The sequence below is a fragment of the Chloroflexota bacterium genome (assembly GCA_014360805.1).
GTDB lineage: Bacteria > Chloroflexota > Anaerolineae > DTLA01 > DTLA01 > DTLA01.
The window spans coordinates 1-17,508 of sequence record JACIWU010000063.1 but is presented as its reverse complement, the minus strand read 5'-3'; the positions used below and the strand labels follow the sequence as shown (position 1 = coordinate 17,508).

Annotated in this window: 12 protein-coding genes; 6 read left to right on the top strand and 6 right to left on the bottom strand. The window is 61.9% G+C overall.

Annotated elements, in window-relative coordinates; all coding sequences use genetic code 11:
• The first annotated feature begins 117 nt into the window (after positions 1–117).
• From H5T65_10710 to H5T65_10695, 4 genes are all read left to right on the top strand, one after another.
• The gene (locus H5T65_10710; protein ID MBC7259707.1) at positions 118–585 is read left to right on the top strand and encodes an ATP-binding cassette domain-containing protein; all 468 of its coding nucleotides are present in this window, start codon (positions 118–120) and stop codon (positions 583–585) included.
• A 122-nt stretch (positions 586–707) separates the two neighbouring features.
• Entirely contained in the window at positions 708–1,706 is a 999-nt protein-coding gene (locus tag H5T65_10705) for an agmatinase family protein (GenBank protein MBC7259706.1), read from the top strand.
• Positions 1,693–3,444, top strand: coding sequence for a hydantoinase B/oxoprolinase family protein (locus H5T65_10700; GenBank protein MBC7259705.1), 1,752 nt, complete (start codon positions 1,693–1,695; stop codon positions 3,442–3,444). Before H5T65_10705 ends, H5T65_10700 begins: the two co-directional genes overlap by 14 nt.
• 3 nt (positions 3,445–3,447) lie before the next feature.
• Entirely contained in the window at positions 3,448–5,559 is a 2,112-nt protein-coding gene (locus tag H5T65_10695; GenBank protein ID MBC7259704.1) for a hydantoinase/oxoprolinase family protein, read from the top strand.
• A gap of 363 nt (positions 5,560–5,922) precedes the next feature.
• Here H5T65_10695 and treS read toward each other — a convergent pair whose 3' ends face one another.
• The 5 genes from treS to H5T65_10670 form a co-directional block, all read right to left on the bottom strand.
• Positions 5,923–7,569: a maltose alpha-D-glucosyltransferase gene (gene treS / locus H5T65_10690; protein ID MBC7259703.1), complete on the bottom strand. Its 1,647-nt coding sequence runs from the start codon at positions 7,567–7,569 to the stop codon at positions 5,923–5,925.
• 58 nt (positions 7,570–7,627) lie between these two features.
• Positions 7,628–8,554 (bottom strand): carbohydrate ABC transporter permease, encoded by a 927-nt coding sequence (locus H5T65_10685; GenBank protein MBC7259702.1) that lies wholly within the window; start codon positions 8,552–8,554, stop codon positions 7,628–7,630.
• A gap of 299 nt (positions 8,555–8,853) precedes the next feature.
• Positions 8,854–9,756, bottom strand: coding sequence for a sugar ABC transporter permease (locus H5T65_10680; GenBank protein ID MBC7259701.1), 903 nt, complete (start codon positions 9,754–9,756; stop codon positions 8,854–8,856).
• 113 nt (positions 9,757–9,869) lie between these two features.
• Positions 9,870–11,225, bottom strand: a complete 1,356-nt coding sequence (locus H5T65_10675) for a hypothetical protein (GenBank protein ID MBC7259700.1) — start codon at positions 11,223–11,225, stop codon at positions 9,870–9,872.
• A gap of 215 nt (positions 11,226–11,440) precedes the next feature.
• Positions 11,441–12,481, bottom strand: coding sequence for a LacI family DNA-binding transcriptional regulator (locus tag H5T65_10670; protein ID MBC7259699.1), 1,041 nt, complete (start codon positions 12,479–12,481; stop codon positions 11,441–11,443).
• A gap of 428 nt (positions 12,482–12,909) precedes the next feature.
• Here H5T65_10670 and H5T65_10665 point away from each other — a divergent pair, with 428 nt between their 5' ends.
• Entirely contained in the window at positions 12,910–15,999 is a 3,090-nt protein-coding gene (locus H5T65_10665) for an ATP-dependent helicase (GenBank protein ID MBC7259698.1), read from the top strand.
• Positions 16,000–16,156: 157 nt separating this feature from the next.
• Positions 16,157–16,906: an SWIM zinc finger family protein gene (locus tag H5T65_10660; protein ID MBC7259697.1), complete on the top strand. Its 750-nt coding sequence runs from the start codon at positions 16,157–16,159 to the stop codon at positions 16,904–16,906.
• Positions 16,907–17,263: 357 nt separating this feature from the next.
• Here the strand turns inward: H5T65_10660 and H5T65_10655 are convergent, their stop codons facing one another.
• Positions 17,264–17,437: a hypothetical protein gene (locus tag H5T65_10655; GenBank protein MBC7259696.1), complete on the bottom strand. Its 174-nt coding sequence runs from the start codon at positions 17,435–17,437 to the stop codon at positions 17,264–17,266.
• Between the last annotated feature and the right edge of the window lie 71 nt (positions 17,438–17,508).

Genomic DNA, 17,508 nt, shown 5'->3' with positions numbered 1-17,508 from the left:
GGTGCCTCTTGACCCTCCAGTCCCCGCTGCAAAAGGTTGGCAATCATTTGCTTGATCTGGTCACTTGGTGCTATTCTTCTCATGGCGTGAGGTCCTTTCTGCCCGTCAGGGCTTGGTGTGTTGAGCACCACCATTGTACCTCACGCCGCTTTCTTTTTACAGGAGTATACGGACATTATCGAACTGTTTCCAATCCTGAAAGAGCGTTTCCATGATCTGGCCTACAAACTCAGTGGCGGCGAACAGCAGATGCTGGCCATCGCCCGCGCCCTTATGCTGAATCCACTCTTGTTGATGTTGGATGAGCCATCACTGGGGCTGGCCCCAAAGTACGCCGCCCTTGTGTTTGACAAGATTCGGGAATTGAACAACGCAGGCACCACCATGCTGCTCGTGGAGCAACAGGCAAAGCGGGCATTGCGCATCGCCAGCAGGGGATATGTGCTTGTATTGGGCGAGACCAAGCTGACCGACACGGGCCAGAATCTCCTGGACAATGAAGAAGTCCAAGCATTGTACATAGGCGCCACTGCCATGAGCGATAGGTTTGCAAAACCGTACAAAGCCCACGGCACGCGATTGTGAGTCCCCCTGTATCGTCATGAGCGCGCGGGCCTTGTGCCTGCCGGCGGAGGCTTTTCGTTCTGATCAGAGCGACTTCGTGAGATGTCCCGAAGCGCTTTGAGCAGTCATTGAGGTTAAGCCAGATGAAGACACCGATACCGTATCTGAACCCGCCTAGCGTAACCGTCTCGGTATCCATGAACGACGAACATGAGGTGCGTTTTCTCCAGATTTTGAGAGGCATTGCCGATCTGGAACAGGCCGACGCGGCGCTGGTCGGGTTCCCCTTTGACGGAGGCACCGTGGGGGGACGCGCGGGCAGCAGGCATGCCCCCAGGGAAATTCGGCTGGCGTTCACCGCATCGCGCACCTACGACCCGCACCTAGACGTGGAACTCAGCGATTCCCTGACGGTCGTGGATGCGGGCGACATCGCCGTTGTGTATACCAATGTGCAACGCACTCTTGAGCAGGGGCAGATGGCCATAGCGCGCCTCCTCCAGAATAAGGCCGTACCGATCATCATAGGGGGCGACCACCTGATCACCTACCCGTGTCTGCGGGCTTTGATGGAGACGACACCCGGACGCATAGGGGTAATCAACTTTGACTCGCATTTTGACGTTCGCGTCTCCTCTGGTGGCGAAATCTCTAGCGGTACACCATTCCGCATGGCAATGGAGCGATCCGGAGGCAAATTCAGCCCACGCAACTTCGTTGAGATAGGCCCCCACGGATTCCATACCCAGCGCGTCTACCGACGATACCTGGATGAACAGGGCTGCCTTCTGTTCACGTCGCATGATGTGCACCGAAGGGGCATACACGATGTGCTTGAGCAAGTGATTGCCCGAGCGACAGACGGCGTGGATGCCCTGTACGTATCGGTGGATATTGATGTGTTGGATATGGCCTGGGCCCCAGGCACAAACAATCCGACCCCGGGCGGACTCACCGCGCTGCAGATTCTGGAAGCAGTCGCCGTGTTGGGAAGACATCCTCTCACGCGTGCCTTTGACCTTGTGGAGATTTCGCCGCCTTTGGACGTGGCGAATACGACCGTGATCATGGGACGTGAGATTGTGATGAACTTCCTCGGTGGCCTGGCCCTTCGGAAGCAGGTGGGTTATGCAGCAAGTTGACCTAATCATCGCTGAGGTCGTCGGGAATGCCCTTCAGTCTGTAGCCGAAGAGTCTAGCGTTGCATTGATTCGCTCGGCCTATTCCACGAACATAAAGGAGAGGCGCGACTGTTCCAGTGCCCTCTTCGGCCCCGATGGGGGCCTGGTGGCCCTTGCCGAGAATATTCCCATTCATCTCGGTTCCATGCAGGGACTGGTGTCCGAGATCGCGGGGCGAGCAAGGGAGTGGAATCTGCAGCCGGGGGATGTCATAATCGCCAATGACCCCTACCGGGGAGGCGGTTCCCATCTCCCCGATGTTACCGTAGTACAGCCCGTCTTCTACGAAGGTAGGCTTGTGGCCTACGCCAGTAATATCGCTCACTGGTCCGACGTCGGCGGCCGGACGCCCGGCGTCGGAACGGCGGGCGATTCTACCGAGGTGCTGCAGGAGGGGCTGCGGATTCCGCCGACGCGCATAGTTGCTGGTGGCGAGATGCGGGCCGAGATTCTGGACCTGTTGCTCCTTAACATGAGGAGCCGAGAGGAACGTGCCGGCGACCTGCGTGCGCAGATTGCGGCGCTGCATTTGGCCGAACGACGACTGCTGGAGTTGTTCCAGAAACATGGTAGAGATACGGTGATGAGTTGCATCAAAGAGCTGTGGGACTATAGTGAGCGGCGGCTGCGCAGCGCACTGAGGAACATTCCCGAAGGGACCTATCGCTTCACAGACTTTATGGATGACGATGGTATCACCCCAGAGCCGCTTCCCGTACAGGTGGCTGTTTCTGTGTTCCACGGGGCCAATCCGTCTATCCACTTTGACTTCAGCGGGACGGCCCCTCAGGTGCGAGGGGGGATCAACATGGTGTGGGCGGCGCTGGTGGCGACGGTATACTACGCTGTCAAGGCCGTCGTCGCGCCAGACGTGCCTCCTAACGCAGGGTTTCAACGGGCCATCCGCATCCATGCGCCCGAGCGCACGCTTGTGAATGCCTCGGAGCCTGCAGCGGTCGGAGGGCGAACAGACACTTGCCAGCGCGTGGTGGATGCGATCATGGGCGCACTGAGCCAGGCGGTTCCAGAGCGGATCGTCGCTGCGTCCAACGGGGCTACGACGGCCATTATTTTCGGCGGGACGGAGGCATTGACGGGGCAGGAATTCGTGTATGTAGAAGCGCTAGGTGGTGGCATGGGTGCGGGACTACATCACGACGGCTGGGACGGCGTACAGGTTCACATTACCAACACGTCCAATCTGCCTATAGAGGCGATGGAGATGGAGTATCCGCTCCGCGTGCTTCGCTATGGTTTGGTGCCCGACTCCGGTGGTCCTGGGAGGCGTCGCGGCGGTCTGGCAATCCGTAAGGACATCCAGGCGCTGAGGCCAGTGCTCTTCTCCGCGCACTCGGACCGACATAGGCTGCGACCTTGGGGCATTGCAGGCGGTATGCCAGGGGGCTGTGGCCGCTTTATTCTAAACCCAGACACGCCGACTGAACGGCCCATTCCGTCCAAAACCTCCAACGTGTTGGTGAAGCAGGGCGATGTAGTCAGCGCTCAGACCGCAGGTGGCGGGGGATTCGGCCCGCCGGTGGAACGCGAGCCAGAGCGCGTAGCCCGCGACTACGCCATAGGCAAAATTAGCGCTGTAAGTGCCCGCGAGCACTACGGCGTCGTCCTTGGCGCGCACGGCGATGTCAACATTGCCGACACCGAGCGACTTCGTAGTGAGATGCGTGGCAAGGGGGCTTGAGCAATGCGGGCGGCCGTTGACGTGGGTGGCACCTTCACCGATGTGTTGGTCTACGATGAGAAAAGTCGCACGCTTTGGTCTGCCAAAGTGCCATCGGACCCTTGGCGCCCGGCGGATCCGTTCCTACGGGGGCTTCAGCGGGCGCTGGACAGCGCAGGCGTCGGTATTGACCAGGTAGAGCAGATTGCTCACGGGACGACGGTGGTAACGAACGCGCTACTGGAAGGGAAGGTGGCCAAGGTAGGTTTACTTGTTACCGAGGGTTTCCGTGATCTGTTGGAGATCGGCCGCCAGCAGCGCCCATACTTGTACGACCTCGTTCAGGGCCGGCCTCCTCCGCTGGTACCCCGCAACTTCGTGAGGGAGGTACGCGAACGGGTGGATGCCAGCGGTAATATTGTGATTCCCCTTGACGAGGAGCAGGCCGTCTCTCAAATTCGGGCGCTGGTGGAAAGCGGGATTGACAGTCTCGCCGTGGTGCTGCTGTTTTCATTCCGCAACCCGGAGCACGAGGCGAGGCTGGAATCGCTGGCCCGTCGCATCGCGCCCGACCGGCCTATCTTCCTGTCCAGCAAGGTGTTGCCTGAATTTCGCGAATATGAGCGGGCAAGCACGACCGTTATTGCGGCTGCGGTAGCTCCCAAGGTTACCTCCTACCTAGATGACATCCAGCGGCAACTGCGAAGCAAGGGCTGGGAGCGCGACGGGCTTGTGATCATGCATTCCAGCGGGGGATCGCTCCCGCCAGAAGAGGCCGTGGTACGCCCCCATACGCTCGTGGAGTCAGGTCCCGCGGCGGGGATGATTGCCGCATCCCAAGTGGCGAGGATTCTGGGCCTGCGACGTGCCATCGGCTTTGATATGGGGGGAACAACTGCCAAAGCAGGTTTGCTTCTTGATGGTCAGCCACGATTTGCGACGGAGTATGAAGTGGGTGGGGAGGTGCACCATGGAGGGCGCGTCCGCGGGAGCGGCTATCCGGTGCGCTTCCCCATGATTGACGTAGCAGAGTGTGGCGCAGGGGCAGGTAGCATTGCCTGGATTGATGCTGGCGGACACCTGAAGGTGGGGCCAAAGAGCGCAGGCGCAGATCCGGGCCCGGCATGTTACGGCAAGGGGGGCGATAATCCTACGGTTACCGATGCGCACCTGATCCTCGGACGGCTAGACCCTAACCTATTCCTCGGTGGAGAGATGCCCCTGCAACTAGAACTGGCCGAGCGGGCGATACGCCAGCGTGTCGCGGAACCCCTGGGACTCTCGGTAGAGCAGGCAGCCCAGGGTATCCTCTCCATCGCCAATGCAACGATGATCCGGATTCTGCGAGTGGTGTCGGTAGCGCGTGGCCACGACCCGCGCGATTTCACCCTGATTGCCTACGGTGGGGCAGGGCCACTGCACGCGACAGACCTTGCCGAAGAGATGGGTATCCAGATGGTGATCGTGCCGGTGCTGCCCGGGCTGTTCTCGGCACTGGGTTTGCTGTATGCCGACATGAGCGCCGACTTCGTGGCGACAATTATGCGCCCCCTCGTCACGGAGGCCCTGGGTGTGATAAATGAAACGTGCAATGATCTCATGGCTGCGGCCGAAACTTGGTTCGCCCGCGTAGATGCTGAGCCGTCTGACCGCACGGTGATGCTGTCGGCGGACCTACGCTACCAGCGTCAAAACTACGAACTCAATGTTGGATTGCCTCGCCATCCTCTGTCTCAGGCAGATGTGGCGAGCATCATCCAGCGATTCCACGAGGTGCATTCGGCAACCTATGGGCACAGCAGTCCGGGTGAGACGATTCAGGTGGTCAACCTGCGGGTACGGGCGGTGAGGCAGATGGCAAAACCGGAGCCTCAACCGCTCGCGCCAGCCCGTGAACCTGCCGGTGCAGCGCCTCGTAGAAGGGGTTCACTGTGGTTTGGGGGTCAACTGTTGGAGTGCGACGAGGTCAGTCGGGCAGATCTTCAACCTGGCGATGAGATAGAAGGTCCGGCCGTCGTGAGGGAAGATGGGTCTACTACCGTGGTCAACCCCGGCTGGCGTTTGACAGTGGACATGAGCGGGAACTTGTTGCTCCAATGGCATGCCGCACGTGGAAAGGTCAGAAGCCATAGTTAGCGCCGCCCTGTCATCGTGCGTTGCAGTTGCCTTGCGCGCATGTCAATCCGGGCCGCCGAGCCCCCAATTGCTCACGGCTAGCCGCCTGTGTCATGTGCTGTGGGCTTCTCATCCCGTTCGCTAGCGGCCAGCATCCCCAGCGTCCCGCCTTCGGGTCGTGGGTCTGCGACGCCCGGAATCCTCAGGTTGACGCCTGGCTTCGCCCGCTGTGGATGTCGCCGTAAAGCGGATGTTCTTCTGTATCATTGCGCGCGAAGCGCAGCCATTCCTGTGCGGGCGGGAGATTGCTTCGCTTCGCGTCCTGTCGCTGGTCTTTCTTGCCAAGAACCACGCGTAAGGAAGGTGAGGAAACGGTCGGGCGGACTACCGGGCGCCCTGGCCGACTGTTAGCCAGCAATACTCATGGCGCTGCATCTCCAGACGCCAGGGTTCGGCAGCGATGGCGTGCCGTTGTTCGCCGGTGAACATGTCTACAAGCACCGCGCCCGCATGGTCGCTCAGGTTGAGGCTGGCGCTCTGTGGCCGGGCCGATAGATTGTGGAGGACGAGGGCTTCCTCCCTTTCGGGGAGCCGTCGCAGGTATGCCAGGACCGCGGGATTGCCCGTCTGTAGGAAGCGGAGGTCGCCACGCCCAAACACGGGGTGGGCCTTGCGAACGCGAATCATTTCCCGCAGCCGATTGAGCAAGGAATCGGCACGGGCCATCTGGGCCTCAACGTTGACGGTACGATACCCGTAGATGTCGTCGTCAATGACGGGGCAGTAGAGCCGCGTCGGGGCGGCTGTGGAGAACCCCGCGTTCGCCGCGGCTGACCACTGCATCGGGGTACGCAGGCCGGTGCGATCTTCCAGCCAGATGTTGTCTCCCATGCCGATTTCGTCGCCGTAGTAGAGCACCGGCGACCCGGGGAGCGTGAACAGCAACGAGTAGGCCAGTTCAATCCGACGTCGGTCGTTGCCCAGCAAAGGCGCCAGCCTGCGGCGAATCCCCAGATTCAGCCGCATGCGAGGTTCAGGTGCGTAGAAATCCCACAGGAATTGCCGCTCCTCTTCCGTAACCATCTCCAATGTCAGTTCATCGTGGCAGCGCAGGAACGTGGCCCACTGACACAGTTTGGGGATGGGCGGAGTGCGGGCAAGGATGGATTCTATGGGCTCCCGATCTTCGCGGGCCAGGGCGATGAAGATGCGGGGCATCAGCGGGAAGTGGAAATTCATGTGGAATTCGTCGCCGTCTCCCATGTAGGCGCGCGCATCCTCGGGCCACTGGTTCGCTTCCGAGAGCAGCAAGGCGCCCGGTGCGTGCGCGTCCACAAAGGCACGCAAGCGTTTCAGGTAGGCATGGGTTTCGGGCAGGTTCTCGCAGTTGGTCCCCTCACGTTCAAACAAATATGGCACCGCGTCTACGCGAAAGCCATCCACGCCCATGTCCAGCCAGAACCGTACCACGTTCAGCATCTCCTGTTGGACCGATGGGTTGTTGTAGTTCAGGTCTGGTTGGTGGTGGAAGAACCGGTGCCAATAGTAGGCGCCGCGGAGCGAATCCCATGTCCAGTTGGATTTTTCGGAGTCCAGGAAGATGATGCGAGCATCGCGGTAACGCTGGTCGGTGGTGCTCCAGACATACCAGTCTCGGTAGCGCGCGTGCTCGGGGTGTCTGGGGTTGCGGGAAGCCTGGAACCAGGGGTGCTGGTCGGACGTGTGATTGGGTATGAGGTCGGTGATGACGCGAAGGCCGCGTCGGTGCGCTTCGTCCAGGAGTGCGCGGAAATCGTCCAGCGTGCCGTAGTCGGGGTGGATGGCGTGGTAGTCGGTTACATCGTATCCCTGGTCTCGCAGGGGGGATGGATAAATGGGCAGGAGCCAAATGCAATCCACGCCCAGGTCCTGGATGTAGTCCAGTTTGGCCATCAGGCCCCGGAGGTCGCCGATTCCGTCGCCATTACCGTCGGCGAAGGCGCGGACGAAGACCTCATAGAAGATTGCATCCTTGTACCAGTCGTATCTCATAGTGGCCTTTCTGTGGCTGGTGCCAGGCGTGTGTTGGACAGGATCGGCCGGGGCAGGATTACCCCTTTACTGCGCCCGCGAGCAAGCCGCGGATGAAGTAGCGTTGGAATGCCAGGAAGACGATCATGGGCACGATCATGGATAGGAAGGCCGCTGCGGTCAAGAGATGCCAGTTGCCCCCTCGCGGGTCAATCAAGTTGGTGATCTGATAGGTGAGCACGGGGTTGCTGGGCAGCAGAATGATGGCGACCAGCAGGTCATTCCAAACCCACAGGAACTGGAAGATGGCCAGCGACGCGATGGCCGGCACCGTGAGCGGTAGGGCCAGGCGCCGAAAGGCCGTCCAGTGGTTCGCGCCGTCCAGATAGGCGGACTCAAACAGGTCGCGCGGCAGGCCGCCTAGGAAGTTCCGCAGCAGGTAGATGGCATACGGCAAGCCGAACCCCGTGTGGAACAGCCAGATGCCGAGGAAAGTGCTCTGCAGGCCCAGTTTGCTGTACAGACGAGCGATGGGCACCAGGGTCATCTGCAAGGGCACGATTTGGAGGCCGACGAGAAGGGCGAACATCCACGAGCGGCCGCGAAAGTCCATCCAGGAAAAGGCATAGGCAGCGAAGGCTGCGAAAAGGATGGGCAGAATGGTGGAAGGAATGGTAACGCCGATGCTGTTCAGGAATGCCCGCGCCATTCCTTCGGGGTTGAGCAGGTCGCTGGCGTTGCACTTGAACTTCCCGCTGGCGCTCACGCCTGTTGCGCAGTCCTCGGTGTAGGTGGCCGTACCCTTGTATCCGACCAGCGCGTCAATCCAGTTGTTCGCCGTGAGTTTGTACTGGGCGGCCTTCCCCGTTCCCGACAGGGTCCCGAGGTAGGCGGAAATGACCGAGAGCCTGTCCAGTGCTTCCTTTGTGCGCGATGTGTCCTGGATGAGGGCTTGCCATTCCGGATGGGTAACGTGGGCCTGTCCGCCGATGCTCTGGCGCAGCATGGGAAGCAGGCGATTGGTCTTTAGATACGGTTCCACGAAGGCGGGGTCGCTCAGGTTGGCTGTGGCAATGCCCTTGCCGTCCGCTCCGTGACACGAGGCGCACGCGACGCGGTATTCTGACGCTCCGGGGATCGGTGGGCCGGTGAAGACGGTCCACCAGCCCGATTCCTGCACGGCCTGGCGCGAACGGAAGGACGTGATGAACGTGCCCACGGTGGGGATGAGCCAGACTATCAGCAGCGCGATGATGGTGAGGTGCAAGGGAATCCGGGTCAGTAGGTTCTTGAGCCGTTGGGCGGTCATCGCATCCTCTCCTGTTCCCGGAATCGCCGCACGTTGATGATCATGATGGGTATTGTAAGCGCGATTAGCAGTACGGCGATGGCGGTGGATCGGCCCTGGTTGGTAACGATGAACTTGAACATGCGGTTTGCGATAACCTCGGTGCCATTCAACCCGTTGGTCATCACAAACACGATGTCAAAAACCTTGAGCACGTTGATGGTCATGGTCGTGGCGACGACGGTGATGGTGGGCAGGATGACGGGAAACATGATGCGCCAGAAGACTTGCCATTCCGTTGCGCCGTCTACACGCCCGGCCTCAATGATTTCGCCTGGCACGGCTTTCAGCGCTGCCGATAGGATGGTCATGCAGAACCCGGCCCAAAGCCAAATCCAGACGACCCACAGGGAGATGTTGTTGACGATCCAACTCTTGTTGGTGAGCCATGCAACGGGGCTCGCCCCAAGGCTTACAAGAACGGCATTGAGCACGCCGATTTGTGGCCCGCTGCCGGATTCCAGATGGTAGACGAACTTCCAGATAACGCTTGCGCCGACGAAGGATATGGCCATGGGCAAGAAGACGATGGTCTTGGCGAACCGCTCGTATCGCACCCTGTCGGTGAGCACGGCGAACAGCAAACCCGCTGCTACGGTTCCCGGCACGGTCAGGAGTATCCAGAGGGCATTGTTGCGCAGGGCCTGGAGCATCTCCGAATCGGTCAAGGCGTATCGGTAGTTCTCAAACAGGCCCCAGCAGGGTTGACCCGGGAGGCAGTCGGCCGACGCTGGGTTCGCGCCGGTCTTGTCCCGAAGGCTCAGGACGATCGTGTTGATGGTCGGATAAACGATGAAGAGTGCCATAATTACAAGGGCCGCTGACAGATAGAGCCAGGGAACCCACTTGCCTTGTTTCATGACCTTGGGTGTCATGGTTGATCTCCTCCATCGGACAACCGTTGCGGCGCGCCTGCGCTGGTCCCCTCAGGGCGCTCCCCACGGAGCGCCCTGAGGGTTGGGTATGTGCAGTGCTATTTCTTCAGCGCGTCGGCTTGGGCCTTAGCGGCGGCGGCCAGGGCGGTATCCAGGTCGGCGCCGTTGACGTAATCCACGATGGCCTTCCACTCGGCCTCGCCGAAGGGTGCCGGGATGGTATCGCCGATGTCGGGGGTGAAGCCGGCGGCAGCGGCGAGGGCCTCGGCTTTCTTGATGAGGGCTGGGTCGGAGTAGTTGCCGAGGGCGAGTTTGTTGGGCGAGAGGTCAAAGCCGACCTTGGCCCACTGGGCAGCTCCTTCCTTGCCGGTGAGGTAGGCGACGAGGGCCTTGGTGGCCGGGGAGGAGCCGAATGCCATCATGAAGTCTGCGCCGCCTTGCATACCCTTGGCGCCGGGTACGGCGAAGAAGTCGTAGTCGGTGCCGTACTTGAGGTTGGGGTACTGCTTGGCGATTTCGCCGCCTGCGAAGCCGGACTGTTTGACCATCATGGCCTCTGGCGGGTCGGAGAAGACCTTGTAGATGGCGTCCAGGAAGGAGGTGGAGACGGTGCCAGTGGCGCCGCCTACGGTGTACTTGGGGTCTTTGGCCCACTTGCCGTAGGTTTCATAGGCCTGCTTGACGCCTGGGTCGTTGTAGGGGATCTTGCCGGAGATGATGTCCAGGACGTACTGAGGGCCTTGCTGGACGAGGAGGATGTCTTGGATGAAGTCGGAGCCTGTCCAGCCGGTGGCGGGTCCGGACTCCATGCCCATGGACCAGGGGACGTTGCCGTCGGCGACCATTTTTTCTACGAGGGCTTCCAGGTCGGCCCAGGTTTTGGGCACTTGGTAGCCGAAGAGTTGGAAGTTGGCCGGGCTGTACCAGATGATGGTTTTGATATCGGCTTTGACGGGTACGGCGAGCCACTTGCCGTTGACGGTGCCCATGGTTTTCCAGAAGTCGGCGTAGTTGGCCGGGTCCGCGCCGAGGGTAGAGAGGTCAACAAGTTTGTCGGTGTAGAGGGTGAGGGGCGCGGTGGTGGGCCAGAAGACGACATCTGGCGGGGTGGATTTGACCTTGGTGTCCAGGACGGCGGCGTCGCGGGTGGACTGGGCGACGATCTTGACGCCGCAGGCATCCACGAAGGGTTTGAGGATGGCGTTGAGTTTCTCTTCTTCTGCGCCGGACCACTGGTAGAGCAAGGTCAGGGTGTCGCCCGCCTTGGCGCCCATGCAGTCAATGGCCGGTGCTGGCGGGGCCGTCGGTTCCGGTGGAGTCGTCGGCTCAGGGGTCGGCGTTGGCTTGGCCTGGTAGGGCGGCGGGGCCGTGGGTGCGGGCTTTGCGCCACAGCCGGCGAGAGCCATGCTGACAACCAGGGTCAGCGCCACGAAAGCGAAAATCCTGCGTTTCATCTCATTCTCCTCTCTGAAAGCGGGTTCGGGGTCCAGTTTCCAACTGACTACAGATGTTGAACCGATTTGCCGTTTTGCTGTGTCTAGCGGACGGCGACGGAATGCTGTGGGGTTCATCACCTCCTTTCCTCAGCCGCATGCGATAACATGCTGCATCGTGGGGCCGTGTTCATTTCGTGTGCCGAAGTTGGTTTCATCGTGTGCATGTAGCAGCCTCAAACGGTGCGGATGCCTTTGGCTCCGCAGGAATCGCGAATTACCAGTTCTGTGTCCAGCATGACGGAGGGCACGTCGGTGTCCCCCTCAAGAAGCGCGATGAGCACCACCGCTGCCGTCCACCCCAGACCGTAGGCTGGTACGTGGATTGTTGTCAGTGGCGGGGTGATGTAGCCGGCGAAGAACAGGTCGTCAAACCCGACGAGGGCGACATCCTCGGGAATGCCAAGCCCGGCGGCGCGGATGGCATGCACCGCTCCGAGGGCGATGACATCGCCTGCCGCAAATACGGCTGTAGGGGGATGAGGCAGCGCAAGTAACTTCTCCATGGCCGCGCGCCCGGTCTCGGGTAGGAAATTGCCTACGCCCACGTAGTCCGGGTCAAGGGGAATGCCGCTCTCTTCCAGCGCCAGGCGATAGCCGGCGAAGCGTTCCTGAGCGCTCATGTGAGAGAGGGGCGCGTTGGAAATGAAGCCGATCTTGCGGTGGCCCAGAGCCACGAGATGGCGTACGGCCTGGCGAGCGCCGGAACGGTTATCCACGTCAACGCAGGGGAACGGGAAGCCGGGTAGGTGGCCGTGTATGACCAGGGGGAAGCCTTCCGCAGCCAATTGAGGGAGAACGGGGTCATCAGACCGAGGGCCTGACAAGATGAGGCCGTCCACCTCTTGCTCGCGGATAAGGCCCAGGTATGCGTCGTGGCTCACCACGTCCTCGGAGGTCTGGACGATGATACGGTATCCGTTCTTTCGGGCGGCGGCGGTTACTCCTTGCAATAGGCCGGGCCAAAAGGCGTCGGCAGAGAGGGGGTCTTGGCCTTCGCCAAGGATGATGCCGATCCGATACGCTCTGCCGCTGGCAAGGGATCGAGCAGCGGACGCTGGATAGTAATCCAGGTGGCGTGCGGCTTCCCATACGCGCCGGCGGGTTTCGTCGCTGATTTTGATGCCGGGCACGTTGTTGAGGACGAAAGAGACCGTCGTGCGCGAGACACCTGCCAGTTCCGCGACTTCTCGGCTGGTAACCTGTCTGCGGGCCAAGGGCTCCTCCCTGTCCAGCCACTGGTTGGGTAATGCGCGTTACTAACACGTATTAGTATACCACGAACTCGCAGTTTTGTCAAGCAAAATCGGGGTGGTAGAGTGTCTTTTTCGAGGGAAATTGCGCGCCCCGGGTTACAGACGTCGGGCGCAGGTGTGGGAACCAACCCCTGTGCTCGGAATGGGTTGGTGGCTCAGTCCAGAACACGTAGGGCGGCTTCCCATAGCCACCTGGGGCAGGGGGCACATATGAAACCCGCCCTACGCTCCGTGCGGTTCATGCTACCGCTCATCGGTCTGGCCAATTTCCGCGAAATGTTTGCGTGTCCACGAGGCCCGCCCCTTGGCCGTCTTGGGCAGTGGCGGTATAATCTGTTGGCCTCTGTGCGCACCGGCCATAGATGGCAGAAACTCGTAAGGATCACGGGATGAACCTGATTCTTCATGGCAGTTGGTCTGCCGACCGACTTTTTGTTTGGGGCGAGTGCGCGGACCGCATTACGCGCCGCGGACGGAAATCCAAAGTTCCACCGCACCCGTACGCTGCGTCGGTGGAGAGTCTGCGAGACGCGCTGAAGATGGTGTCTCCCCTCGCCGATTGGAGCGCGCCCGCCGCTGCGGAGCGGACAGTCCTACTGCCGTCTGCGCCGGATGAGCCGCAGGTACCATCATGGCTTGTGCCGGGCTGTGGGGAGAATGCCTCGGATGCGGAACTCCGTCTTGCCCCCTGGAAGGTGCCGGGTCTGGAACTGGACGCGCTGTCTGCGCTGGAGTTGCTGGTCGCGCTGCCGGCGGGGGCGGTGGATGGGCTGCGCATCGGTGCCGACCTGCGTTACTGGAGCCTGGCGGCCAAGTTGGGGTTGGAGTTGCTGGCGAAGCAGCGATATGTGCCCGGGATGGAGGAGGAGCGTGGGCAGTATCGGGCGGTTTGGCTGCTTGCACCTGATGACGCGCTGGATGGGGAGCGGCTGCGAGCGCTGGCCGAGGCGATGCCGCCGGTGTGCCGGGCGCTGAGCTGTCTTGAGGCGAACGAGCCTCCCTCAGAGCCGCACGCGCTGCTGGAGGGCTTTCTTGGCCGGGTGGTGGACAGCGCCGTGCGCGAATGGGGATGCCCGCGCGCGGGCCGTCGTCTGAAACTGCCCACGGGCGTTGCAGGCGCGTGGTGGTCGGCGCTGTGGAGCGAGGATGGGCGCATCGTAGTCCCGGTGTCCCAGCGGCGAGACCTGGCGCGTTTGTATCAATCCTGGCGCCAATGGGTGGGACAGTTGCGCGGCGGGGAACAGGTCGCCTTCCGGCTGTGCTTCCGCTTGGAGCCGCCGGAGACGGACGCGGACAGCGGACAGGTCGTCTCGCCGGACTGGACCCTGCGCTACATGCTCCAGGCCAATGACGACCCCAGTCTGCTCGTGCCCGCCGGGCAGGTGTGGCGGGCGCGGGGCGGCACACTGCGCATTCTCAACCGCAAGTTTGAAGGCGCGCAGGAGCGGCTCTTGGCCGGACTTGGCTTGGCGGCGCGGCTGTTCCCTCCGGTGATGAGGAGTTTGCGCGAGGCCCGTCCGGAGGCTTGCACCCTGACGGTTGACGAGGCCTATGCGTTCCTGCGCGAGGCGGGCCCGCTTTTGAAGGGCAGCGGTTTCGGGGTGCTGGTCCCATCCTGGTGGGGCAAGCGGGGGGTGCGGCTGGGCGTTCGGGCCAAACTGAAGGTCACTTCCGACGGCGTAGGTGGGGGCATTCTGGGTATGGACACGCTGGTGCAATTTGATTGGGAACTGGCACTTGGCGATAAGCCGCTGACTCGCGAGGAGTTTGAGCGGCTTGCGGCGCTGAAGATGCCGTTGGTGCAGGTACGCGGCCAGTGGGTGCTGCTGCAGCCGGAGCAGGTAGAGGCGGCCATTTCCTTCTGGGAAAAGAAGCGCGAGAAGCAAGAGATGGCGCTGCGCGACGCGCTGGGGTTGGTATTGGGGGCAGAGGCCGAGGTCAACGGCCTGCCGCTACAGGGCGTGGAGGCGACGGGCTGGTTGGGGGACCTCCTCACACAACTGAAGGCGGGCGACAGGATGGAAGAATTGCCGCCGCCGGACGGGTTCTCGGGGGAGTTGCGGCCCTACCAGGTGCGTGGCTACTCGTGGCTGACGTTCCTGCGCAAGTGGGGTTTGGGTGCGTGTCTGGCCGACGACATGGGCTTGGGCAAGACCATCCAGGCGATTGCGCTGCTGCTGCGCGAGCGGGAGTCCGCGGAGAATGGCGTGGGGCCGGCGCTGGTGTTGTGCCCCACGTCGGTCGTCGGCAACTGGAGGCGAGAGATCCATCGGTTTGCGCCGGGGCTGCGCGTGATGACGCACCACGGCGGTGGGCGCGCAAAGGAGGCGGAGTTTGTGGCCGCTGCCCGGCAGCACGACGTCGTCATCAGCACCTACGGCCTGGCCCGCCGCGATGTGGAGGCCTTGGCGCAGGTGCAGTGGAGCGACATCATCTTGGACGAGGCGCAGAACATCAAGAATCCCCACGCCAAGCAGACCCAGGCCGTTCGTCGCTTGCACGCAGCCAATCGCATTGCCATGACCGGCACGCCGGTGGAGAACCGTCTGTCAGAGTTGTGGTCCATCATGCAGTTCCTCAATCCGGGTCTTTTGGGCCCTGAAGAGGGCTTTCGCCGGACATATGCACTGCCGATTGAGCGTTACCAGGACAGAGAAGCAACCGAGCGGCTGAAGAGACTGGTGGGGCCGTTCATCCTGCGCCGCGTCAAAACAGACCCCACGATTATCCAGGACCTGCCGGAGAAGATGGAGATGAAGGTGTACTGCAACCTGAGCGCCGAGCAGTCCACCTTGTATGAGGCTGTGGTGCGGGAGTCGCTGGAGCGGATTGAGTCGGCGGAAGGGATGGAGCGGCGAGGTGTGGTGCTGAGCGCGCTGATGCGGCTGAAGCAGGTGTGCAACCACCCGGCCCAGTTCCTGGGGGATGGCTCGGCGCTGGAGGGACGCTCGGGCAAGTTGGACCGGCTGGCCGAGATGCTGGAGGAAGCGCTGTCCGTGGGGGACCGGGTGCTGGTCTTCACGCAGTTTGCCGAAATGGGACACATGCTGAGGGCGCACCTGCAAGGGTTGTTCGGGCTGGAGGTGCTTTTCTTGCACGGCGGCACGCCACAGAAACAGCGGGACCGGATGGTGGCGCGGTTTCAAGACGCGCGGAACGGCCCGCCGATTTTCATCCTGTCGCTCAAGGCTGGGGGCACGGGCCTGAATCTCACGGCGGCCAACCGGGTGTTTCACTTTGACCGTTGGTGGAATCCGGCGGTGGAGAATCAGGCCACCGACCGCGCATTCCGCATTGGCCAGACGCGAGACGTGCAGGTGCACAAGTTGATCTGTGCCGGGACTTTGGAGGAGCGGATTGACGACCTAATTGAGAGCAAGAAGGCCCTGGCTGAAAGCATCGTTGGCGCGGGCGAGGGCTGGCTGACGGAACTCAGCACAGACGAACTGCGCGACATCATGACGTTGCGGGGGGAGTAGGGTGGCGAGGCGGAGGAATACCTACGATGGCTACTGGCCGCGGTGGGAATCCACAGGCCCCAGGGTGGTGAAGAATGGCATCAAGGCCAAGAGCGCGCGGGGTGAGTTCGTCAAGAACTGGTGGGCCACGCGATGGATCCGAGCGTTGTCATCGCTGATGGATGAGGGACGGTTGAGCCGCGGGCGCGCGTATGCCAGGCGCGGGCAGGTGATGGAGATTGACATAAAACCCGGCCAGGTTCTGGCACGGGTGCAGGGCTCGCGGCCCAAGCCGTACAAAGTCAGCATCCGCCTGAAGCCGCTGGATGAAGCCGCGTGGGACAAGGTGCTGGACGCTTTGTCGGAGCAGGCCGTTTTCGCCGCGCAGTTGCTGGCAGGCGAGATGCCTGCGGATATAGAGCAGGTGTTTGACGCCGAGGGAGTTCCGCTGTTTCCATCCAGCAGTGGCGACCTGGAGACCGAGTGCTCGTGCCCCGACTGGGCCAACCCGTGCAAGCACATTGCGGCGGTGTACTACCTCCTGGGGGAGCGGTTTGACGAGGACCCGTTTCTGCTGCTTGAGTTGCGCGGCAGGAGCAAAGAGCAGATTGCCGCTGCGCTCCGTGAGCGTAGGGCCAACGGCCTGGAGTTGAGGGAGGAGTCGCCCCAATATGGGCGGGCTGGGCCGGAGGCTGCGGATGTCCCTGCGTTGGAGGAGTGTTTGGAGCGGTACTGGGAGTTGGGAGAGGCGGCGGAGGCCCTGGCCCTGGATGTGTCGCGCTCGGAGGTGGATGCCGCATTGTTGAAGCGCCTCGGGATGCCGGAGTCCCTTGGGACGAAAGACGTCTGGTCTCACGTGGCAGACACATACGAGGCCGTAACCACACGCGCACTTGAGGTGGCGTTCGGTTCCGTCTCGCGTCGGTGAACGACACGCAGGTTTCTCACGTAGAGGCCGTTTTCTGCGCGTGCGCGTTTGCCCGTGGATGTCCAGAAGGAGAGGGTGAGTAGTATTCGTCAAACAGTTCGTTGCCTGCCTCAGACAGATAGGCTTGGGGAGTACCGCTGTCGCCCGTGGGTTGAGTAATGGGGATAAAGTCGACTCCCAGGTGGCCGCGGAGAAGGCGCTTGTATTGGCGCGCTAGTCTGATGTTGCGGAAGAAGCGGCTAGTGTGATAGACCAAGATAGTATCGGATCGTTTGGCACGGGCATCCTGGGCACCATCCGCGCGGGGCACGTCCAAATCTCCTCCGGCCCCGAAGGACCTCACGTGCGGCTCGCTGCCTAGGCAGGCGGGCAGACCGCCATGGCTGGCGACACGCTGCGCGTTGCGCCGGGCGATGGGGCGACCTTCCACGTGGGAGCGCGGGGCGTAGGGATTGATGTTGGCGCGGAGGCAGGCGCGTAGGCGGACAAGATCAGGTTGAGCAGCAAGAGCACAAGCAACGTGCGTTTCATCCTTCGCGTTCTCCTTCGGGGGTCAAACCGCCCAACGGCATTGAGCTCAGCCGCAGCGCGGAGCGAGGGAG